The sequence below is a fragment of the Agromyces mariniharenae genome (genome assembly GCF_008122505.1).
Taxonomy (GTDB): domain Bacteria; phylum Actinomycetota; class Actinomycetes; order Actinomycetales; family Microbacteriaceae; genus Agromyces; species Agromyces mariniharenae.
Genome location: NZ_VSSB01000001.1, coordinates 1,081,634 through 1,098,186, shown reverse-complemented (window position 1 = coordinate 1,098,186; position 16,553 = coordinate 1,081,634). Strand labels below are relative to the sequence as shown.

General features: G+C 71.6%; 14 protein-coding genes and 1 tRNA gene. 8 read left to right on the top strand and 7 right to left on the bottom strand.

All coding sequences use genetic code 11. The annotated features are described in order from the left end of the window. Window positions 1-48: 48 nt before the first annotated feature. Complete coding sequence (locus FYC51_RS05050) at window positions 49-2,319, bottom strand: esterase-like activity of phytase family protein (protein WP_148732542.1); 2,271 nt, start codon at window positions 2,317-2,319, stop codon at window positions 49-51. Between the two features lie 130 nt (window positions 2,320-2,449). Between FYC51_RS05050 and FYC51_RS19135 the strand changes: the two genes are divergently transcribed. Then, window positions 2,450-5,497, top strand: a complete 3,048-nt coding sequence (locus FYC51_RS19135) for a hypothetical protein (RefSeq protein ID WP_187432637.1) — start codon at window positions 2,450-2,452, stop codon at window positions 5,495-5,497. Here FYC51_RS19135 and FYC51_RS05040 read toward each other — a convergent pair. Beyond that, window positions 5,457-5,864 (bottom strand): DUF7144 family membrane protein, encoded by a 408-nt coding sequence (locus tag FYC51_RS05040; RefSeq protein WP_148732541.1) that lies wholly within the window; start codon window positions 5,862-5,864, stop codon window positions 5,457-5,459. The two genes, FYC51_RS19135 and FYC51_RS05040, sit on opposite strands and share 41 nt — an antisense overlap. A 130-nt stretch (window positions 5,865-5,994) precedes the next feature. Then, a complete protein-coding gene (gene dgt / locus FYC51_RS05035) occupies window positions 5,995-7,509 on the bottom strand; it encodes a dGTP triphosphohydrolase (protein ID WP_148732540.1) in 1,515 nt (504 codons plus the stop codon). Window positions 7,510-7,752: 243 nt separating this feature from the next. Between dgt and FYC51_RS05030 the strand changes: the two genes are divergently transcribed. The 5 genes from FYC51_RS05030 to rplA all read left to right on the top strand — a co-directional run bounded on the left by FYC51_RS05030 (window position 7,753) and on the right by rplA (window position 10,658). Beyond that, a tRNA-Trp gene (locus FYC51_RS05030) sits at window positions 7,753-7,825 on the top strand. A 40-nt stretch (window positions 7,826-7,865) separates the two neighbouring features. After that, a complete protein-coding gene (gene secE, locus FYC51_RS05025) occupies window positions 7,866-8,141 on the top strand; it encodes a preprotein translocase subunit SecE (protein ID WP_148732539.1) in 276 nt (91 codons plus the stop codon). 61 nt (window positions 8,142-8,202) lie between these two features. Then, window positions 8,203-9,129: a transcription termination/antitermination protein NusG gene (nusG, locus tag FYC51_RS05020; RefSeq protein ID WP_148732538.1), complete on the top strand. Its 927-nt coding sequence runs from the start codon at window positions 8,203-8,205 to the stop codon at window positions 9,127-9,129. A gap of 266 nt (window positions 9,130-9,395) precedes the next feature. After that, on the top strand, window positions 9,396-9,824 hold the full coding sequence (gene rplK / locus FYC51_RS05015) for a 50S ribosomal protein L11 (protein ID WP_148732537.1): 429 nt from the start codon (window positions 9,396-9,398) through the stop codon (window positions 9,822-9,824). Window positions 9,825-9,968: 144 nt separating this feature from the next. Beyond that, complete coding sequence (gene rplA / locus FYC51_RS05010) at window positions 9,969-10,658, top strand: 50S ribosomal protein L1 (RefSeq protein ID WP_148732536.1); 690 nt, start codon at window positions 9,969-9,971, stop codon at window positions 10,656-10,658. 56 nt (window positions 10,659-10,714) lie between these two features. On the opposite strand, the gene FYC51_RS05005 is transcribed toward rplA, so the two are convergent. Continuing rightward, window positions 10,715-11,074 (bottom strand): SPW repeat domain-containing protein, encoded by a 360-nt coding sequence (locus FYC51_RS05005; protein ID WP_148732535.1) that lies wholly within the window; start codon window positions 11,072-11,074, stop codon window positions 10,715-10,717. A 140-nt stretch (window positions 11,075-11,214) separates the two neighbouring features. Then, window positions 11,215-11,475, bottom strand: coding sequence for an acylphosphatase (locus FYC51_RS05000; RefSeq protein ID WP_187432636.1), 261 nt, complete (start codon window positions 11,473-11,475; stop codon window positions 11,215-11,217). Between the two features lie 75 nt (window positions 11,476-11,550). Here FYC51_RS05000 and FYC51_RS04995 point away from each other — a divergent pair, with 75 nt between their 5' ends. Then, the gene (locus FYC51_RS04995; protein WP_148732533.1) at window positions 11,551-13,170 is read left to right on the top strand and encodes a response regulator transcription factor; all 1,620 of its coding nucleotides are present in this window, start codon (window positions 11,551-11,553) and stop codon (window positions 13,168-13,170) included. Between the two features lie 107 nt (window positions 13,171-13,277). After that, window positions 13,278-13,916 (top strand): iron chaperone, encoded by a 639-nt coding sequence (locus tag FYC51_RS19780; RefSeq protein ID WP_338014666.1) that lies wholly within the window; start codon window positions 13,278-13,280, stop codon window positions 13,914-13,916. Between the two features lie 3 nt (window positions 13,917-13,919). Here FYC51_RS19780 and FYC51_RS04980 read toward each other — a convergent pair whose 3' ends face one another. Both FYC51_RS04980 and FYC51_RS04975 read right to left on the bottom strand, forming a co-directional pair. Then, entirely contained in the window at window positions 13,920-14,720 is an 801-nt protein-coding gene (locus FYC51_RS04980; RefSeq protein ID WP_148732532.1) for an alpha/beta fold hydrolase, read from the bottom strand. Between the two features lie 97 nt (window positions 14,721-14,817). Then, the gene (locus tag FYC51_RS04975; protein WP_148732531.1) at window positions 14,818-16,341 is read right to left on the bottom strand and encodes an APC family permease; all 1,524 of its coding nucleotides are present in this window, start codon (window positions 16,339-16,341) and stop codon (window positions 14,818-14,820) included. Window positions 16,342-16,553: the final 212 nt, after the last annotated feature.

Sequence of the window (16,553 nt, the reverse complement as noted above, 5' to 3'; positions counted from 1 at the left end):
GCGGACGGATGCCGCGGCATCCGCCCGCCCGTCGGGACGAACGACCGATCAGCCCTCGGTGGGCCCGTCGATCGTCACGGCCACGTCGGGGTGGTCGCTGAAGACACCGTCCATGCCCGCGTCGATGAACACCTGCAGCTCGCCGGCGAGGTCGCCGGGGGCGTTCGGGTCGCTCGACGAGCGGAACTCGGCCGGCAGGAACTGGTTCTCGAGGCGGAACGTCCAGCCGTGCACCGTCAGGCCCGCGGAGTGCGCGTCGGCGATGACCGGCTTCGGCGTGCCGAGCGTGCCCGCCGGCGTGCGCGGGATCATGACCGACTTCTCGAGGCCGACGCCGTCGGCGTACGTCGCGACCTCGGCGAGGCCCGCGGGCGTCACGAGGTCGGCGTAGGTGCGCGGGTCGCCGGCGGCGGTGAAGTCGTAGGGGCGACCCGACGAGCTCACGAGCTGGGCGAGCGTGACGTCGGTCATGGCGTCGAGCTCGCGCAGGTTGCCGACCTCGAAGCTCTGGAGGATCACCGGCGCGGTCGCGCGGTCGAGGCCGTTCGCCTGCAGCGCCGCGACGAGCGGCTCCTCGAGCGAGAGGCCGATCGAGTCGAAGTACGTCGGGTGCTTCGTCTCGGGGTAGACGCCGACCTGACGGCCGTCGCAGCTGATCGAGTGGCGGGCGAGGTCCATGACCTCGTCGAGCGTCGGGATCAGGTACAGCCCGTCGAACGCGGTGTTCGCGGGCCGGGTCTGCGGCAGCCGCTCCTTGGCGCGCAGCGTGCGGAGCTCGGCGAGCGTGAAGTCCTCGGTGAACCAGCCCGTGATGCTCGCACCGTCGATGACCTTGGTGGCCTTGCGACCGGCGAACTCCGGCCGTGCCGCGACATCCGTCGTGCCGCTGATCTCGTTCTCATGGCGGGCGACGAGCACGCCGTCCTTGGTGGACACGACGTCGGGCTCGATGTAGTCGGCGCACTGCACGATCGCCGTCTCGTACGACGCGAGCGTGTGCTCGGGCCGGTGGCCGCTCGCGCCGCGGTGGCCGACGAGCGTGACGGGCGACGGCTCGATCTTCAGCTTGTCGAGGTCGACGACCGCGAACTCGGTGTCGTCGGGCGTACCGGGGATGCGTGCGTCGTTGCCCGGGTAGTTGTTGTCGTTGCCGATGAGCAGGTCGCCGTTCTTCAGCTGCACGACCGTCTCGAACGACTGCACGGGCAGCGAGAAGACCTCGCCGGTGCCGTAGCCGTCGCCCGCGCCGATGCCGTCGGGGTTGGCGATGCGCAGCGCGTCGAGCACGAGCGTCTTCTCGAGGTACCCCGCGGCATCCGTGCGACGAAGGTCGACCTGGTAGACGCGCTTCGTGACGGACTGCTCGCCCTCGAAGTCGTCGCGCTCCACGAGCAGCAGCACGTCGTTGCGCACCGTGAACGCGTCGCCGATGACGTTGGCCTCCTGGTCGGCCTGGTAGCTCCACGTGCGGCCCGTGTAGGTCCCGCGCGTCGTGTCGAACTCGTGGATCTCGCGGCGGCGCAGGTCGGGGTCGTCGGCGTACGAGCCCTCGATCACCGGGTAGAGGTAGCGTCCGTTGACGGATGCCGCGAGGGCCTCGAACCCGCGGCTGGCGCGCACGCGCGGCGTCTCGCCCGGCTGCAGGTAGGGGTTCTGCGGCGACTTCGCGCCGGTGAGGGAGAAGGGCTTCTCGAGCAGCGTGCCGTTCGCGTCGAAGTGCAGCAGGAACGGCCCGAACTCCTCGCCGACCCAGAACGAGCCGTCCGCGGCGCGGACGACCGACTCGATGTCGAAGTCGGCGCCGGTCAGCAGGCGCTCGGCGGTGCCGTCGTTGACGATCGGGAAGTCGAGCACGTGGTTGCGGTCGTTGTACGAGACGAAGCGCTCGATCGCGATCTCGCCGGCGCCGCCGTCGGCGGTCTGCCAGGCGGGACGAACGAGGTAGGTGCGCAGCAGGAAGTCGGCCGAGTTGCCCTTGCTGCCGAAGCCGTTGTCGGGCTGGGCCCAGAACGTGCCGTCGCCGTTGTCGATGGCGGCCGAGAACCCGGGGATGACCTGACCCGGCCACGGGCCGACCCGGCCGTTGCCCGGCGAGGCGAGCGCACCCGACGCAGGCCCCGGCTCGAGGTGGTCGGCGCTCAGCGTCGCACGCGCGACGAGCGTGGGCTCGTGCGTCTGCACGTACGGCGAGTTCGAGTGCTCATCGCCCTGGCCGGGCGCGGCGATGGCGGGGGAGGGGACGATGATGGCGGCGAGGGCCGCGGCGGCGGACAGTGCGAGGAGGCGCGGCAGGGCGCGTCGTGTCGATGTTCGGCTCATGCGGCGAGCCAATCGACGCCGTCCGTCGTCGGGATGACGCGCAGGGGAAGGGGTCGAGGCCGCTGGGTGAACGCACAGGTGGCGCACAGAGTGGGACATCTGTCCCACTTCTGCTACGCTGCGCCGCGTGATGACGCGCCCCCGACGAGCCCTGCGCGCCGGGGCCGCGATCCTGGTCCTGCTCGCCCTCGGGGTCGGGATCGCGTTCGTGCTGACCGATGCGCTCGGCATCCGGTCGGAGCCGTCCGACATCCCGGCGGAGACGCTCGTGGCCGCGCCGGAGGCGCCCGTCGCGGTGCCGCCGGCGTTCACGGCCGTGACGGCGCCCGACTCGCTTCGCGTCGGCATGGCGGTCGAGGAACTGCGAGCCGCGGTCGCCGATGCGGGCGCCACCGCGGGCACGGCGACGCTCGACGTGGTCGTGGAGGGGAGCGGCGCGGCCGCGGCATCCGAGGCCGACGACACGTACCGGCTCGAGGGTGCGCCCGACGCGCTGCGGGTCGTCGCGGCCACCGAGGCCGGCGCCGCGCTCGGCGTCTACGACCTCGCCGCCGCGGTGCGCGACGGACGGCCCGTCGACGATCGGCTCGGCGACGTCGTCGAATCCGAGCTCGGATTCCGCATGGTCGACCTCGGCGCCGTGGGCGTGACCGTCGACGAGGCGGAGTGGGCGGCGGGCGACGACTACTCGCACAACTCGAAGGCGTTCGCCGACGTCATCCTGCCCGACGCGCCCTACATCGACGAGGCGGCGCTCGAAGTCGCGCGCGCCGACTTCGAGGCGTACGTGCGCCATGCCCTTGCTGAGGGCTACAACGCGATCGCGATCCCGGGGTTCATCGAGTACCTCACCTTCTCGGAGGTCGGCGACGGCGACGACGTGTACGGCGCCGACGACGACCACGTCGCCCGCGCGCTCGCGATGCGCGACGCGTTCGGGCCGATGTGGGAGTTCGCGCACGACGCGGGCCTGCGCGTCTACTTCCGCACCGACATGCTCACGCTCACGACACCGCTCGAGGCGTACCTCACCGACCGCTTCGGCGGGCTCGCCACCGAGGACCCCGCGTTCTGGGACGTCTACAGCGCGGGTCTCGACGAGCTCTACGCCGAGCTGCCCTACGTCGACGGCCTGCTGGTGCGCATTGGCGAGGCGGGCCGCGTCTACGACCTGCCCGGCTGGGACTACTACTCCGAGCTCGCCGTCACGACGGTCGACTCGGTGCGCGCGATGCTCACGGCCTTCACCGGGCAGGCGGAGCGCGTCGACCGCGAGGTGATCTTCCGCACCTGGAGCGTCGGCGTCGGCGCCGTCGGCGACATGCACACGAACGACGACTCCTACCGGGCCGTGCTCGACGGCATCGCCTCCGATCGCCTCATCGTGTCGACGAAGTACACCCTCGGCGACTTCTACAGCCACCTGCCGCTCAACCACACGCTCGAGGTCGGCGACCACCGCCGCATCGTCGAGTTCCAGAGCCGCCGCGAGTTCGAGAACTTCGGCGCCTTCCCGAACGACCTCGGCGTGCTCTACCAGGAGGCCCTGCAGCGCTTCATCGCCGCGAACCCCGAGCTCGAGGGCATCTGGACCTGGACGCAGGACGGCGGGCCGTGGCGCGCCGGGCCGCTCTCGCTCGAGCTGAAGGCCGGGTTCTGGCAGCTCTACGAGCTCAACACCGAGCTCGCCGTGCGGCTCGCGCGCGACCCCGGCGCCGACCCGGCGCAGCTCACGGCGGATTGGGCGCGACGCTGGTTCTCCGACGACCCCGCCACCGTGCAGGCCATCGGCGAGGCGATGGCGCAGTCGCGCGAGGCGATCACCGAGGGCCTGTACATCGGCCCGTTCGCCGACCGCCGCGTCTTCGCGATCGGCCTCGAGCCGCCGCCGATGATGTGGATCTTCGAGTGGGACATCGTCACGGGCGACAGCGCCGTGCTCGACGTCATCTACGACGTGAGCCGCGACGAGCTCGACGAGGCCATCGCAGGCGGCGACCGGGCGAGCGCGGCCGTCGAGCGCATGCGCGAGGCCGTGGCCGCGACGGATGCCGCGACGTGGCGCGATCCGGCGCTGCGCACGGCGTTCCTCGACACGCTCGACTACCAGGCGTCGACCTACGCGATGCTCGGCGACTACCGCGAGATGTTCCTGCGCCAGGCGCAGTGGCACGACACCGGCGAACAGTCGGCCTACGAACGGTGGGATGCCGCGCGGCGCGGGTTCGAGGCATCCGCCGCCGCGCACGAGGCGGCCTACGCGGGCGACCCCTCCTACCCGGCGTACAACCTCACCGCGGCGCAGCTCGGCGTGGACCGCGCCGTGCGCGACCTGCCCATGGCGTGGGCCGCCCGCATCGCGCTCGTGCTCGTCGCGGCGTTCATCGCCTACGGCATCGCCGCGGGCGCCGCGCGCGCAGGCTGGCCCGGCGCTCGCGCGGCCCGTGCACTCCGGGTCGCGGCCACCCGTCCATGGCGCGCTGCCGAGGCGACCGAGGGGCTCACCCGGCTCGACCGCGCCCTGGTGGTGGGCGTGCCCGCGCTCGCGCTCGTGGCCAGCCGCGGCATCCAGACCTGGTTCCTCGCGCCCTCGCACCTCGTGGTGACGCTCGGCTCGTGGGCGGTGGTCGTGCTCGTGCTGCTGTTCGCGCTGCGCGGCCGCTCCGCATGGCCCGTGCTCGCGGCCGTCGGCGGGGCGGCGATGCTGCGCGTGCTGCTCCTGCTCGTGGTGCTCGCGCCGACGGGTCCGGGCGGCTACTGGTTCCACTTCTGGACCGACCCGCTCGCCCGATCCGCCTACGTCGTGGTCGCCTTCGCGGCGTTCGGCTGGGTGCTCGTCGCGGGCGCCTGGGCGCTCGCCGGGCAGATCGGCGCCCGTCGTGCCGCCGGCACGGTGGTCGCGGCCGTCGGCGCCGTGCTCGCGGTCGTGGGCACGCTCATCGGCGCCATCGGACTCGAGGCCGCGCTCACCCTCTGGAACGACGAGATGGCGCTGCTGCCGTGGGGCCTCTCGCGCATCCTCGGCATCAGCGTCTACCTCGACATCCCCGCCGACACCGCATGGTGGGCCGCGGCGGCCGGCGGGGTGCTCGTCGTGGTCGGCGTGCTCGTCGCGCTGCCGGCCCGACGCCGGGCGCTCAGTCGGTCCGAGCCGCCATCTCCCGTCCGTGCACGATGATCGCGTAGATCACCACCACGTCGAGCGCGAGCACGATGATCGACAGCCACGGCTGCGTCGGCAGCAGGAACAGCTGGCTGACGGCGCTGATGCCGACGAGGATCACCGCGACCACGCGCGCCCAGGTCGCGCCGCGGAAGAGCCCGGCCGCACCGATGATGAGGGCGATGCCGAGGATGAGGTGCCACCAGCCCCAGCCCTGCACGTCGAGGAGCAGCAGGGCGCCCTCGGTCCGCACGAAGTAGGCGCTCCCCGGGGCGAAGATCGCGGCGAGCCCATGCAGGGCGTCGAAGACGCCGGCGATGAGCATGACGATCGCGGCGAACCAGACCCAGCCGACCCACTTGGTCACGGTGTTGTCACTCATGGCGGAACACTCCCTCGAACTCGGACGAGGCGCCGGGCGGGGGCGCACGGCGCGGGGTGGTGCTGAGCGTGACGCTAGCGCTGCCGCCGTCGCACGACAAGATCCGCGAACGCCGTGTCGCGCGCGGCGCTCAGAGGCTCTGGCCGATGTCCCACAGCCGGTCGGGGCGGCCGTCGATCGCCTCCGAGACCGCGAGCGCCTGGTCGTCCGACAGCGAGGCGACGTAGTCGACCACGCCGCGCGCCACGCCGAGGGTGTGCACCTCGGATGCCTCGGGCACCGGGATGCCCGCCGGCTGGGCCGCCCGCAGCCTGGCGTACCCCTCGGTCGCGAGGTCGACGAGCTCGCGCAGCCGCTCGGGCACGCGGTGCCGATCGAAGTCGTCGGTGACCCACGCCGTGAGCCCGCGCACGGTGCGCGTGAGGGCGCGGCTGAGTCCGCGCTGGTACATGACGATGTCGGCACGGTCGAGGATGAAGTGCCGGTGCACGAACTTCAGGATCTCGACCTCGTGCCACGCGCGCCGGTCGAGGGTCACGAGGCCCGACCGTGCGACGCCGGGCGGCGCGGGGACGACCGAGGCCCGCAGGTGCCCGATCCAGCGGTTCGTGAACGACGACAGCGCGCGCTCCGACGCGATCGAGCCGTCGAACGGCGTCGCGAGCAGGCCGTCGACGAGGTCGTCGGCCACGACGTCGACGGCGTCGGCGAACGCGTCGTCGTCGGCGATCCACGGGTCGCTGCGTCGGAGCTTGCGCCGAAGCCCTTCGAGCGCGGAGCCGGGCGGCGCGCTGCGCGCCGCGAGCGCGTCGTCGTCGAGGGCGCGCAGCTCGGCCGCGCCCGCGATCCACCCGCGGAACTCCCGCGCGACGGCGCCCTGGCTGAGCAGGCCCGCCCGGTAGAAGTCGTCGACGTCGTGGATCGAGTAGGCGATGTCGTCGGCGATGTCCATGATCGAGCACTCGAGCGACTGCTGCAGCGGCGGCATCCCTCGCCGTGCGGCGACGAGGTCGTCGGCGTCGAGGTCGTACGCCGAGAACTTCACCACCTCGAGCCCGCCCGAGACGCGGCGGAGGCCGCGCGGCAGCGGGTCGTCGGACGCGCCGACGTCGACGAAGCGCGTCCACGGGTACTTCGCCACGGCGGTGCGCACGGCCGCCGTGAGGTTCAGGCCCTGCGGCGCCGCCTCGCACACGTCGAGCGCGGTGAGGATGCGGTAGGTCTGCGCGTTGCCCTCGAAGCCGTCGGCGAGGCCGAGGCTCTCGCGCGCCAGCCGGTCGAGCACGCGCTCGCCGAGGTGGCCGAACGGCGGATGCCCCAGGTCGTGCGCGCTCGCCGCGGCCTGCACCACGACGGCGTCGCAGCCGTGTTCGAGCACGAGGTCGCGGGCGGGCGACGACGGGTCGTTGAGCCCGACCGCGATCGACCGCGCGACCGCGGTGACCTTGATCGAGTGCGTCAGGCGGTTGTGGATGAGCGGGCCGGCGCCGGGCTGCGCGATCACCTGCGTCACCGCCGACAGGCGCGAGAAGTACGGCGAGAACCGGATGCGCTCGAGGTCGAGGCGGAACTCGGAGTGCTCGCCGATCACCTCGACGCTCGAGCGGGGCTCGGCGAACCGCCTGGCGGCGCGTGCGGACGGCATCAGTCGGCTCCCCTCTCGGCCGGCCGCCGCCGTCGTCGGGCGGCGCGGCCGATTCCCAATCTACGGCGGCGGGCGACGCTGCGGGAGCCGCGAGCGGGACGGCGATGCGGGCGCGGTTTGGCGGCGCGGCATCCGTCGCCTAAACTTGCTGAGGTTGCGGTTCCCACCCAAGCTTTCCCCTGCCCGCTTTCGGGCAGGAGGAGCAGGCGGGAGCGCGACAGCCGCGGAGGTCGAGTCCTCCGAAGGGCGGTGGCTCAATTGGTAGAGCAGCGGTCTCCAAAACCGCAGGTTGCAGGTTCGAGTCCTGTCCGCCCTGCGAGCCGGCAGTGATTGCCGGCCCACGAAAGGTGTACGAGGTGGCACGGAAGATCATCGACGAGCCCAGCGAGGATGTCGTCGCCAACGCGAAGCGCGAACGCGCGGCGCGGCGCAACCCCTTCGCACGGATCGCGCTGTTCATCCGGCAGGTCTTCGGCGAACTGCGCAAGGTCGTCACCCCCACGCGTCGCGAGCTGTTCAGCTTCACCGCCGTCGTGCTCGTGTTCGTCATCATCATGATGGCGCTCGTGTGGGGCCTCGACCAGGTCTTCGGCTGGCTCGTCCTCTGGGTCTTCGGTACTCCCGCGGCCTAGCGGGGCGCGGCCCCGGTGACCGGAGGCGCCGACGGCGCACGGAAGCAAAGGATTGAGAGAAGTGGCAAGGATCGAGCGCGAAGACGTCGACTGGGCGACGGCTGCCGAGCAGTCGTCTGAGGACGACGAAGTGCAGGAGGGCTCGCCCAACGAGCACGACGAGGAGTCGGTCGAGGCGGCCGAGCACCGCGCCGTGCACATCGTCGACGACGAGGGCAACGACATCGACCTCGACGCCGTGCTCGACGCCATGGCCGAGGCCGCCGATCCCGAGGCCGATGCGGTCGTCGACGACGCACTCGAGATCGACTCGGAGGACGAGGTCCTCGCGGCCGCCGAGGCGACCGCCGAGGAGGCCGAGGAGACCCACGACCCCTACGAGGAGTTCCGCGCCGAACTGCGCTTCCTCCCGGGCAAGTGGTACGTCATCCACTCCTACGCGGGCTTCGAGCGCCGCGTGAAGGCGAACATCGAGCAGCGCCGCGAGTCGATGGCGATGGCCGACTACATCTTCCAGGTCGAGGTGCCGATGGAGGACGTGGTCGAGATCAAGAACGGCCAGCGCAAGATGGTCACCCGCGTGCGCATCCCCGGCTACGTGCTCGTGCGCATGGACCTCAACGAGGAGAGCTGGTCGGTCATCCGCCACACTCCCGGTGTCACCGGCTTCGTCGGCAACGCGCACAACCCCACGCCCCTCCGCTTCGAGGAGGCCTTCGGCATGCTGAAGAGCCTCGTCGAGATCAAGGACGTCGCCCCCGCCCGCGGCGCGAAGGCCGGTGCCGCCGCAGGCGCCGCCCGCGCCATCCCGGCCGAGGTCGACTTCGAGATCGGCGAGACCATCACGATCAAGGACGGCTCGTTCGCGGGCCTGCCCGGCACGATCAGCGAGATCAAGCCCGAGAGCGGCAAGCTCACGGTGCTCGTCTCCCTCTTCGAGCGCGAGACCCCGGTCGAGCTCAGCTTCGACCAGGTCACCAAGCTTTGACGCGAGCCGGATCAATGCCGCGCAGCGGCGTTGATGCGGCTCGGGTCAAGATCGAGTAGCGAGCGGCAGCGAGCGTATCGAGATCCTCGTCCGAGGTCTCGATACGCGTGCGACTCCGTCGCGCGCTACTCGACCACCGAACATCCGTTATCATTGACAGGTTGTGCGCTTGACGCACACAGACCACCGCAGCCCGGATCCGCCGGAACCTGCGGGAGAGTGCCCCGATCGATTCGGTCGGGCGTTCGAACAGGAAGAGAGAAATCATGGCACCGAAGAAGAAGGTCACTGGTCTGATCAAGCTTCAGATCAACGCCGGCGCCGCCAACCCGGCCCCGCCCATCGGCCCGGCCCTGGGTCAGCACGGCGTGAACATCATGGAGTTCTGCAAGGCCTACAACGCGGCCACCGAGTCGCAGCGCGGCAACGTGATCCCCGTCGAGATCACGGTCTACGAGGACCGCTCGTTCACCTTCATCCTGAAGACCCCGCCCGCCGCCGAGCTCATCAAGAAGGCCGCCGGCGTGCCCAAGGGCTCTGGCGTCCCGCACACCACCAAGGTGGGCAAGCTCACGCAGGACCAGGTCCGCGCGATCGCCGAGCAGAAGATGGTCGACCTCAACGCGAACGACCTCGACGCCGCCTCGAAGATCATCGCCGGCACCGCCCGCTCGATGGGCATCACGGTCGAGTAATCCCCTCGGTGGTCGAGGAGCGCCGGCGAAGCCGACGCGTATCGAGACCCACGGATGCCCCGTCGCGGCATCCGACCTTCAGAACTCTCATTCGTGGCAGCGCCCGCCAGGCGCGATGACCACACTCTCTCAAGGAGAAGCAACATGGCACAGAAGTCCAAGGCCTACCGGGCCGCGGCCGAGAAGATCGAGGCCGGCAAGTACTACACCCCGACCGACGCCGTCGCCCTGGCGAAGGAGACCGGTTCGGCGAAGTTCGACTCGACCGTCGAGGTCGCGCTGAAGCTCGGCGTCGACCCCCGCAAGGCCGACCAGATGGTGCGCGGCACCGTCATCCTCCCGCACGGCACCGGCAAGACCGCTCGCGTCATCGTGTTCGCGACCGGCCCCGCCGCCGAGGCTGCGATCGCGGCCGGCGCCGACGAGGTCGGCGGCGCCGAGCTCATCGAGAAGGTCGCCGGCGGCTACACCGCGTTCGACGCGGCCGTCGCCACTCCCGAGCTCATGGGTCAGGTCGGCCGTCTCGGCAAGGTCCTCGGTCCGCGCGGCCTCATGCCGAACCCCAAGACCGGCACCGTGACCCCGAACCCGGCCAAGGCCGTCGAGGACATCAAGGGCGGCAAGATCGAGTTCCGCGTCGACAAGCACGCCAACGTGCACTTCGTCGTCGGCAAGGCCTCGTTCTCGCACGACCAGCTCAACGACAACCTCAAGGCCGCCCTCGAGGAGGTCGTGCGCCTCAAGCCGTCGAGCGCCAAGGGCCGCTACATCCAGAAGGGCGCCGTGTCGACGACCTTCGGCCCCGGCATCCCGCTGGACGTCAACGCGATCTGAGATCCACCACGAAGGGCCCGCCGGTTCGCCGGCGGGCCCTTCGTCGTTCCCGATCGTCAGTGGGTGATCGCGTCCTGGTGGGCCCGCATGCTGGGCCGGATGGCGAGCGCGGCGACGATCACGACGACCGCTCCGCCGATCCAGGACATCCACGCCGCACCGAAGGTCATCGGATCGGCGTAGCCGCCGATCCACGGCGAGATGATGAGCAGCACGCCGAGGGCGCCCTGCACGTACTCCATCGCGACGAGGCCCGGCATCGCAAGGTTGACGAGCCCCGAGACGATGAGCAGCGCGCCGAGCGTCACCATGATCGCGACCGATGCGCCCATCGGCGGCACGAACAAGGTCGACAGTGCCACGGCGAGACCGGCGGCGATGGCCACCCAGTCCTCCCATCGCGTCCACTTCTTCATAGAAACCAGCCTCCTCACGGGTCGGTGGCTCCCAAAGCGGGGGTCGACTTAACGGTACGACCGCGTGAGGCGCGCGGCAATCGCTGCTGATCGGGCGAAATCGGGCTCGGCGGCGCGCCACGCGGGCGCTCGGCATCCGCTCAGAAGCCGATACGGAACCCGCGGTCGCCGGTGGGCTCGACCTCGGTGACGTCGGTGCCCTGCACGACGGCGCCCCGCGGCCCCTGCGCGAGCCAGTCGAGCATCGCCTGCACGGATGCCGCGTCGCCCTCCACCTCGGCCTCGACCGTGCCGTCGGCGCGGTTCCGCACCCAGCCGGCGACGCCGAGCCGGTCGGCTTCGAGCTGCGCGGAGTAGCGGAAGCCCACGCCCTGGACCCCGCCGTGCACGATCACCCGCATGCGGATCACCCCTCCAGCGTACGATGACGAGTGCCGGCGTCGGGCCACGGCGGACCGCACCCGGCTGGGGGCGACATGACGTCGAGCGCACTCGAGGCGGGCCGCGCGGCCGCGGCGGAGCGGCGCTGGGCGGACGCGTACGAGCGGCTCTCGGTCGCCGACGCCGTCGACGGCCTCGGGGCGGCCGACCTCGAGCTGCTCGCTGAGGTCACGCTGCTCCGCGGAGAGCCCCAGGAGGCGGTCGACGCGCTGTCGCGCGCGTACGAGGCCCACCTCGCGGCGGGGCGCACCGTCGGGGCGGCGCGTGCCGCGGGATGGCTGTCGCTCTGGCTGATCGAGCTGGGCGACTTCTCGCGCTGCGTCGTCTGGGCTTCGCGGGCGATGCACCTCGTCAAGGCCATGGAGCAGCCGGGCGCGCTCGCGGGGTTCGTCCGGCTGGCGCCCGCGGTGGCGCAGCTCGGCAGCGGCGACCCCGCCGAGGCGAGGCGCATCAGCGAGGAGGTCCTCGCGATCGGCGAGCAGGCGGACGATCGCGAGCTCATCGCAAATGCGTCGCTGTGCCTCGGGAAGTCGCTCATCGAGCTGGGCGAGGTCGCCGAGGGATTCGCCTGCTTCGACCGCGCCATGTCCTCGATCGCCGCCGGCGAGGTCACGCCCGTGGCATCCGGCGTCGTCGCCTGCGCCGTGATCTCCGACGCGCTCATGGCCTCCGACCTCGAGCGCGCTGCCGCCTGGACGGCGGCCCTCGACGAATGGTGCCGCGGCCAGCCCGAGCTCGTGACGTTCAGCGGGCAGCGCCACGCCCTCGAGGCCGCCCTCCTGATCGCGCGCGGGGCCTGGGCCGAGGCCGACACGGCCGCCGAGCTGGCGCTCTCGCGTTTCCGCGCCGGCGACTACCGGGCGGTCTACGGCGCGCCGTACCAGCTCGCCGAGCTCGCACGCCTGCGCGGCGCGTTCCACTCCGCCGAGGCCTCCTACCGACGGGCCGGCGAGTCGGGGTGGGAGCCGCAGCCCGGTCTCGCGTTGCTCCACCTCGCCGCAGGGCGCACCCGACAGGCGCAGGACGAGATCCGACGCATCGCCGCGGGCGTCGATCCGTTCACCCGGCGGTACCTGCTGCCCGCCGTCGTCGAGATCGAGCTCGCAGCGGGGGATGTCGGAGCGGCCGGCCGCGCCGTCGCCGAGCTCCGCGAGTCGGGCGGCCCGATGCCGACCCCGACGCTGCAGGCGATCATCGCGGCGGCCGAGGCGCGGGTGCTGCTGGCCGAGGACGACGCCGCGGCGGCGCTCGATGCGGCGCGCGCCGCCGTCGACGCCTGGCGAGCGACCGGCGCGACGTACGAGCTGGCGCGAAGCCGCGTGGTGGCGGGACGAGCGCTGGCGGCGCTCGGCGATCGCGATGCGGCGGAGGCCGAGTTCCGCGGCGCCCGCGAGGTGTTCCGTGCGCTCGGCGCCGACCCCGCGCTCGCGGAGCTCGCCGGGCTGACTGGGGATCGCCCGTCCGGCGCGCTCACCGCACGCGAGGTCGAGGTGCTCCGCCTGGTCTCGACGGGCCTCACGAACCGCGCGATCGGCGAGCGGCTCTCGCTGAGCGAGAAGACCGTCGCCCGTCACCTCTCCAACATCTTCGGCAAGCTCGGCCTCTCGTCGCGCGCCGGCGCGACCGCCTACGCGTACGAGAACGGGCTCGTCTGATCCGGGCGCGGCATCCGCCTGCATCGAATGACCCATGCCCGCGGGTCCGCGAAGTTGGGCGCTTCGGCCGACGCGGCGGGCGGATGCCGCGGCCTACCGTTGCGGCCATGGACATCCCGTTGGTCGCCGGCACGGTCTCGACCGTGGCCTTCGCGGTCAGCAACCTGCCGATGCTGCGCAAGGCGCTGCGCACGCGGGACGTCTCCTCGTACAGCGTCTCGAGCATGGCGATGATCAACGCCGCGAACGCGATCTACTCGCTCTACGTGTTCAGCCTGCCGGTCGGCCCGATCTGGGCATTGCACACGTTCTACCTCGTCTCGTGCGGCATCATGCTCGTGCTCTGCCTGCGGGCGGCGCGTCGCACCCCGGGCGTACCATGTGACGTCATGGGGGAGATGAGCGACTACATCGCGGGACTCGAGGAGCCCGAGCGCGACCTGATCGAGCGGATCCGGGCGAGGGCCGTGTCGCTCGTGCCCGAGGCGGTCGAGGGCGTGAGCTACGGCATGCCGGCGCTGCGGTACCGCGACTCGCCGCTGCTCAGCCTCATGTCCACGAAGGACCACATCGGCCTCTACCCGTTCAGCCCCGAGGTCGTCTCGTCGGTGCAGGGCGAGCTCGAGGGCTGGTCGTGGTCGAAGGGCACCATCCGGTTCACGCCCGAGCATCCGCTGCCCGAATCGCTCGTCGACCGCATCATCCTGCTGCGCCGCGACCAGATCGACGCCGCGAAGAAGCGCTGACGGCTAGGCCGCGGCCTCGTCGCCGAGGCCGTCGAGGAATCGCTCGACGGCACGGATGAACTCGGCCTCGCCGCAGCAGTCGTGGCCGAGGCCCGCGAGCTCCACGAGCCGAGCGTGCGGGATCGCCTGCGCGATGGCGATCGCCGCGGTGAACGGCCTGCGCCGGTCGGCGCCGCCGTGCACGACGAGCGTGGGCACGTCGATGCGGGGGAGGCTCGAGCGCAGGTCGAGCCGGCCCAGGGCTTCGAGCATCGCCGCGGTCGTCTGCGGCCGCCACTCGAGCAGGGCTGCGCGAGCCGACGCGAGGCGCTCGGGCGAGGCATCCGCTCGGAATGCGCTGTGCAGGAACTCCTCCGCCCACTCGGCGGCCGGCACGTCGACCGTGGCCTCGAGGTCGCGGATGCGCCGCTCCACCTCGGTGGCCGGAAGCGACCCGGCCCAGCCGGCGAACGGACCCGCGAGGATGAGGCCCCGCGCGAGGCGGGGATGGTCGCGCACCGCGAGCAGGGCGAGCACGGATCCGAGCGAGAGTCCGCAGATCACGGGCCGGTCGAGGCCGAGCGCGTCGACGAAGCCCGCGATCGCGTCCGCCCAGTCCTCGTCGGTCCATCCGATCGGGACGTCGGAGGAGCCGCCGCATCCCGGGGCGTCCCACGCGACGACGTCCGCGCGATCGGCGAGGCGCTCCGACTCCTCGGTCCAGGCGCGCGAGTCGCCGAAGGCGTCGTGCAGGAACAGGAGCGGGATGCCGCGTCCGTTCCGGCGATAGGCGAGGTCGAGGCCGTCGACCCGCACGGTGCGCATGCCGCCACGGTAGCGCTGTCCCGAGCGCGGGTGCGACCAACGGCGGACGAGCGGTCGCGGCGTCACCCTGCCGCGACCGCTCGGTTCCCGCCGGTCGTCAGTTCACGATCGAGGGCGCCTCGGCGAACTCGCCGCGGTGCGCCCTGAGGCGATCCGCGACCTCGATCGCGTCGCCGGCGGGCGCGTCGGATTTGCGGTCGGGTCGCGCGAGGAACAGGTACGCGAACCCGGTCGCGAGCACGACCCCGAGGCCGATGAGGACCACCCAGTCGGTGAAGACGTCGCCCGATGCGCCGGGAGCCGCGAGCAGGTACATCGCGAAGATCCCGTACGCGAGCGCGAGGACGTTCACCACCATGCCCCAGCGGCCGAGCGAGAACGGGCCGGCGGGCTTCCAGCCGCGGAAGCGCTGCCGCAGCGATGCGAGCACGACCATCTGGAAGGCGACGTAGATGCCGAGCACTGCGAACGCCGTGACGGGGTAGAGCAGGTCGGCGTTCAGCCAGACCAGGACCGCGATGAGCGCGGGCACCGTGCAGGCGACGATGAGCGCGTTCGTCGGGACCTTGCTGCGCTCCGACACCTTCGACAGCCAGCGGTGGCCCGGGAGCATCCCGTCGCGTGCGAAGGAGAACAGGAGGCGGCTCGCGGCGGCCTGCAGGCTGAGCACGCACGACAGGAAGGCCGTGATCGCGACGACGAGGAACAGCTTCGCCCCGACCGGGCCGAGCGTCGACTCGAGGATCGCGGGGATGGGGTCGGCGTCCTCGCCGGAGACGATGGCCTGCAGGTCGGGCGCGGCGAGCACGTAGCCGCCGAAGGAGAACAGCGCGGAGACACCGCCGACGAGGATCGTCAGGATCATCGCCTTCGGGATGCGTCGTGCCGGGTTCTCGACCTCCTCGGCGACGTCGCCGCACGCCTCGAAGCCGTAGAAGAGGAACAGGCCGGCGAGCGCGGCACCGATGAAGGCCGGCAGGTAGCTGCCGTCCCCCTGCACCCCCATCGTGTCGAAGAAGATGCTGAACTCCTGCTTGCGCTGGAAGACCAGCAGGTACAGGCCCAGGCCGATGACGCCGATGAGCTCGGCCGCGAGGCCGATGCGCGCGACGCGGGCCAGCCACTTCGTGCCGGTGAAGTTGATCGCGAGCGCGATGAGCAGCAGGGCGAGGGTGAGCACGAGCCCCGTGGTCGGATTCGCTTCGACGCCGAACAGGCTCGCGGCGAAGCCCGACCCGTACTCGGCGACGGCGGTGATCGTCACGATCATGGCCCAGATGTAGACCCACGCGGCCATCCAGGCGTAGCGGCGACCCCACAGGCGGCGTGCCCATGGGTAGATGCCGCCGTGGATCGGGTACTGGGACACGACCTCGCCGAACACGAGCGAGACGAGCAGCTGTCCGGCGCCGACGATGACGATCCACCAGATGGAGGGCGGTCCGCCGACGGTGAGCGCGAGCGCGAAGAGCGAGTAGACGCCGACGAGCGGCGACAGGTAGGTGAAGCCGAGGGCGAAGTTCGCCCAGAGGCTCATGGAGCGGTTGAACTCGTCCTGGTAGCCGAGGACGTTCAGGTGCTCGCCGTCGCCGAGGTCGGCGGGCTTGGCGGGTTCGGACATCGTGACCTTTCGTGATCGTCGTTGATCGCGTCCGCCCACCCGGACGCCAGTCGGTTGCGCCAGCATGCCATACCTTCGGCGCTAAAGCTATAGCACCAAATGATTATCTGCAGGAGCGTTGCCGCGCGGTCCGCGCGGGTCTAGCCTGAGGCTGGGCGCCGGTCGGAGTCGACGGTCTCCCGACCTCGTGCGCGGTCGTCGCCGTCACCTCC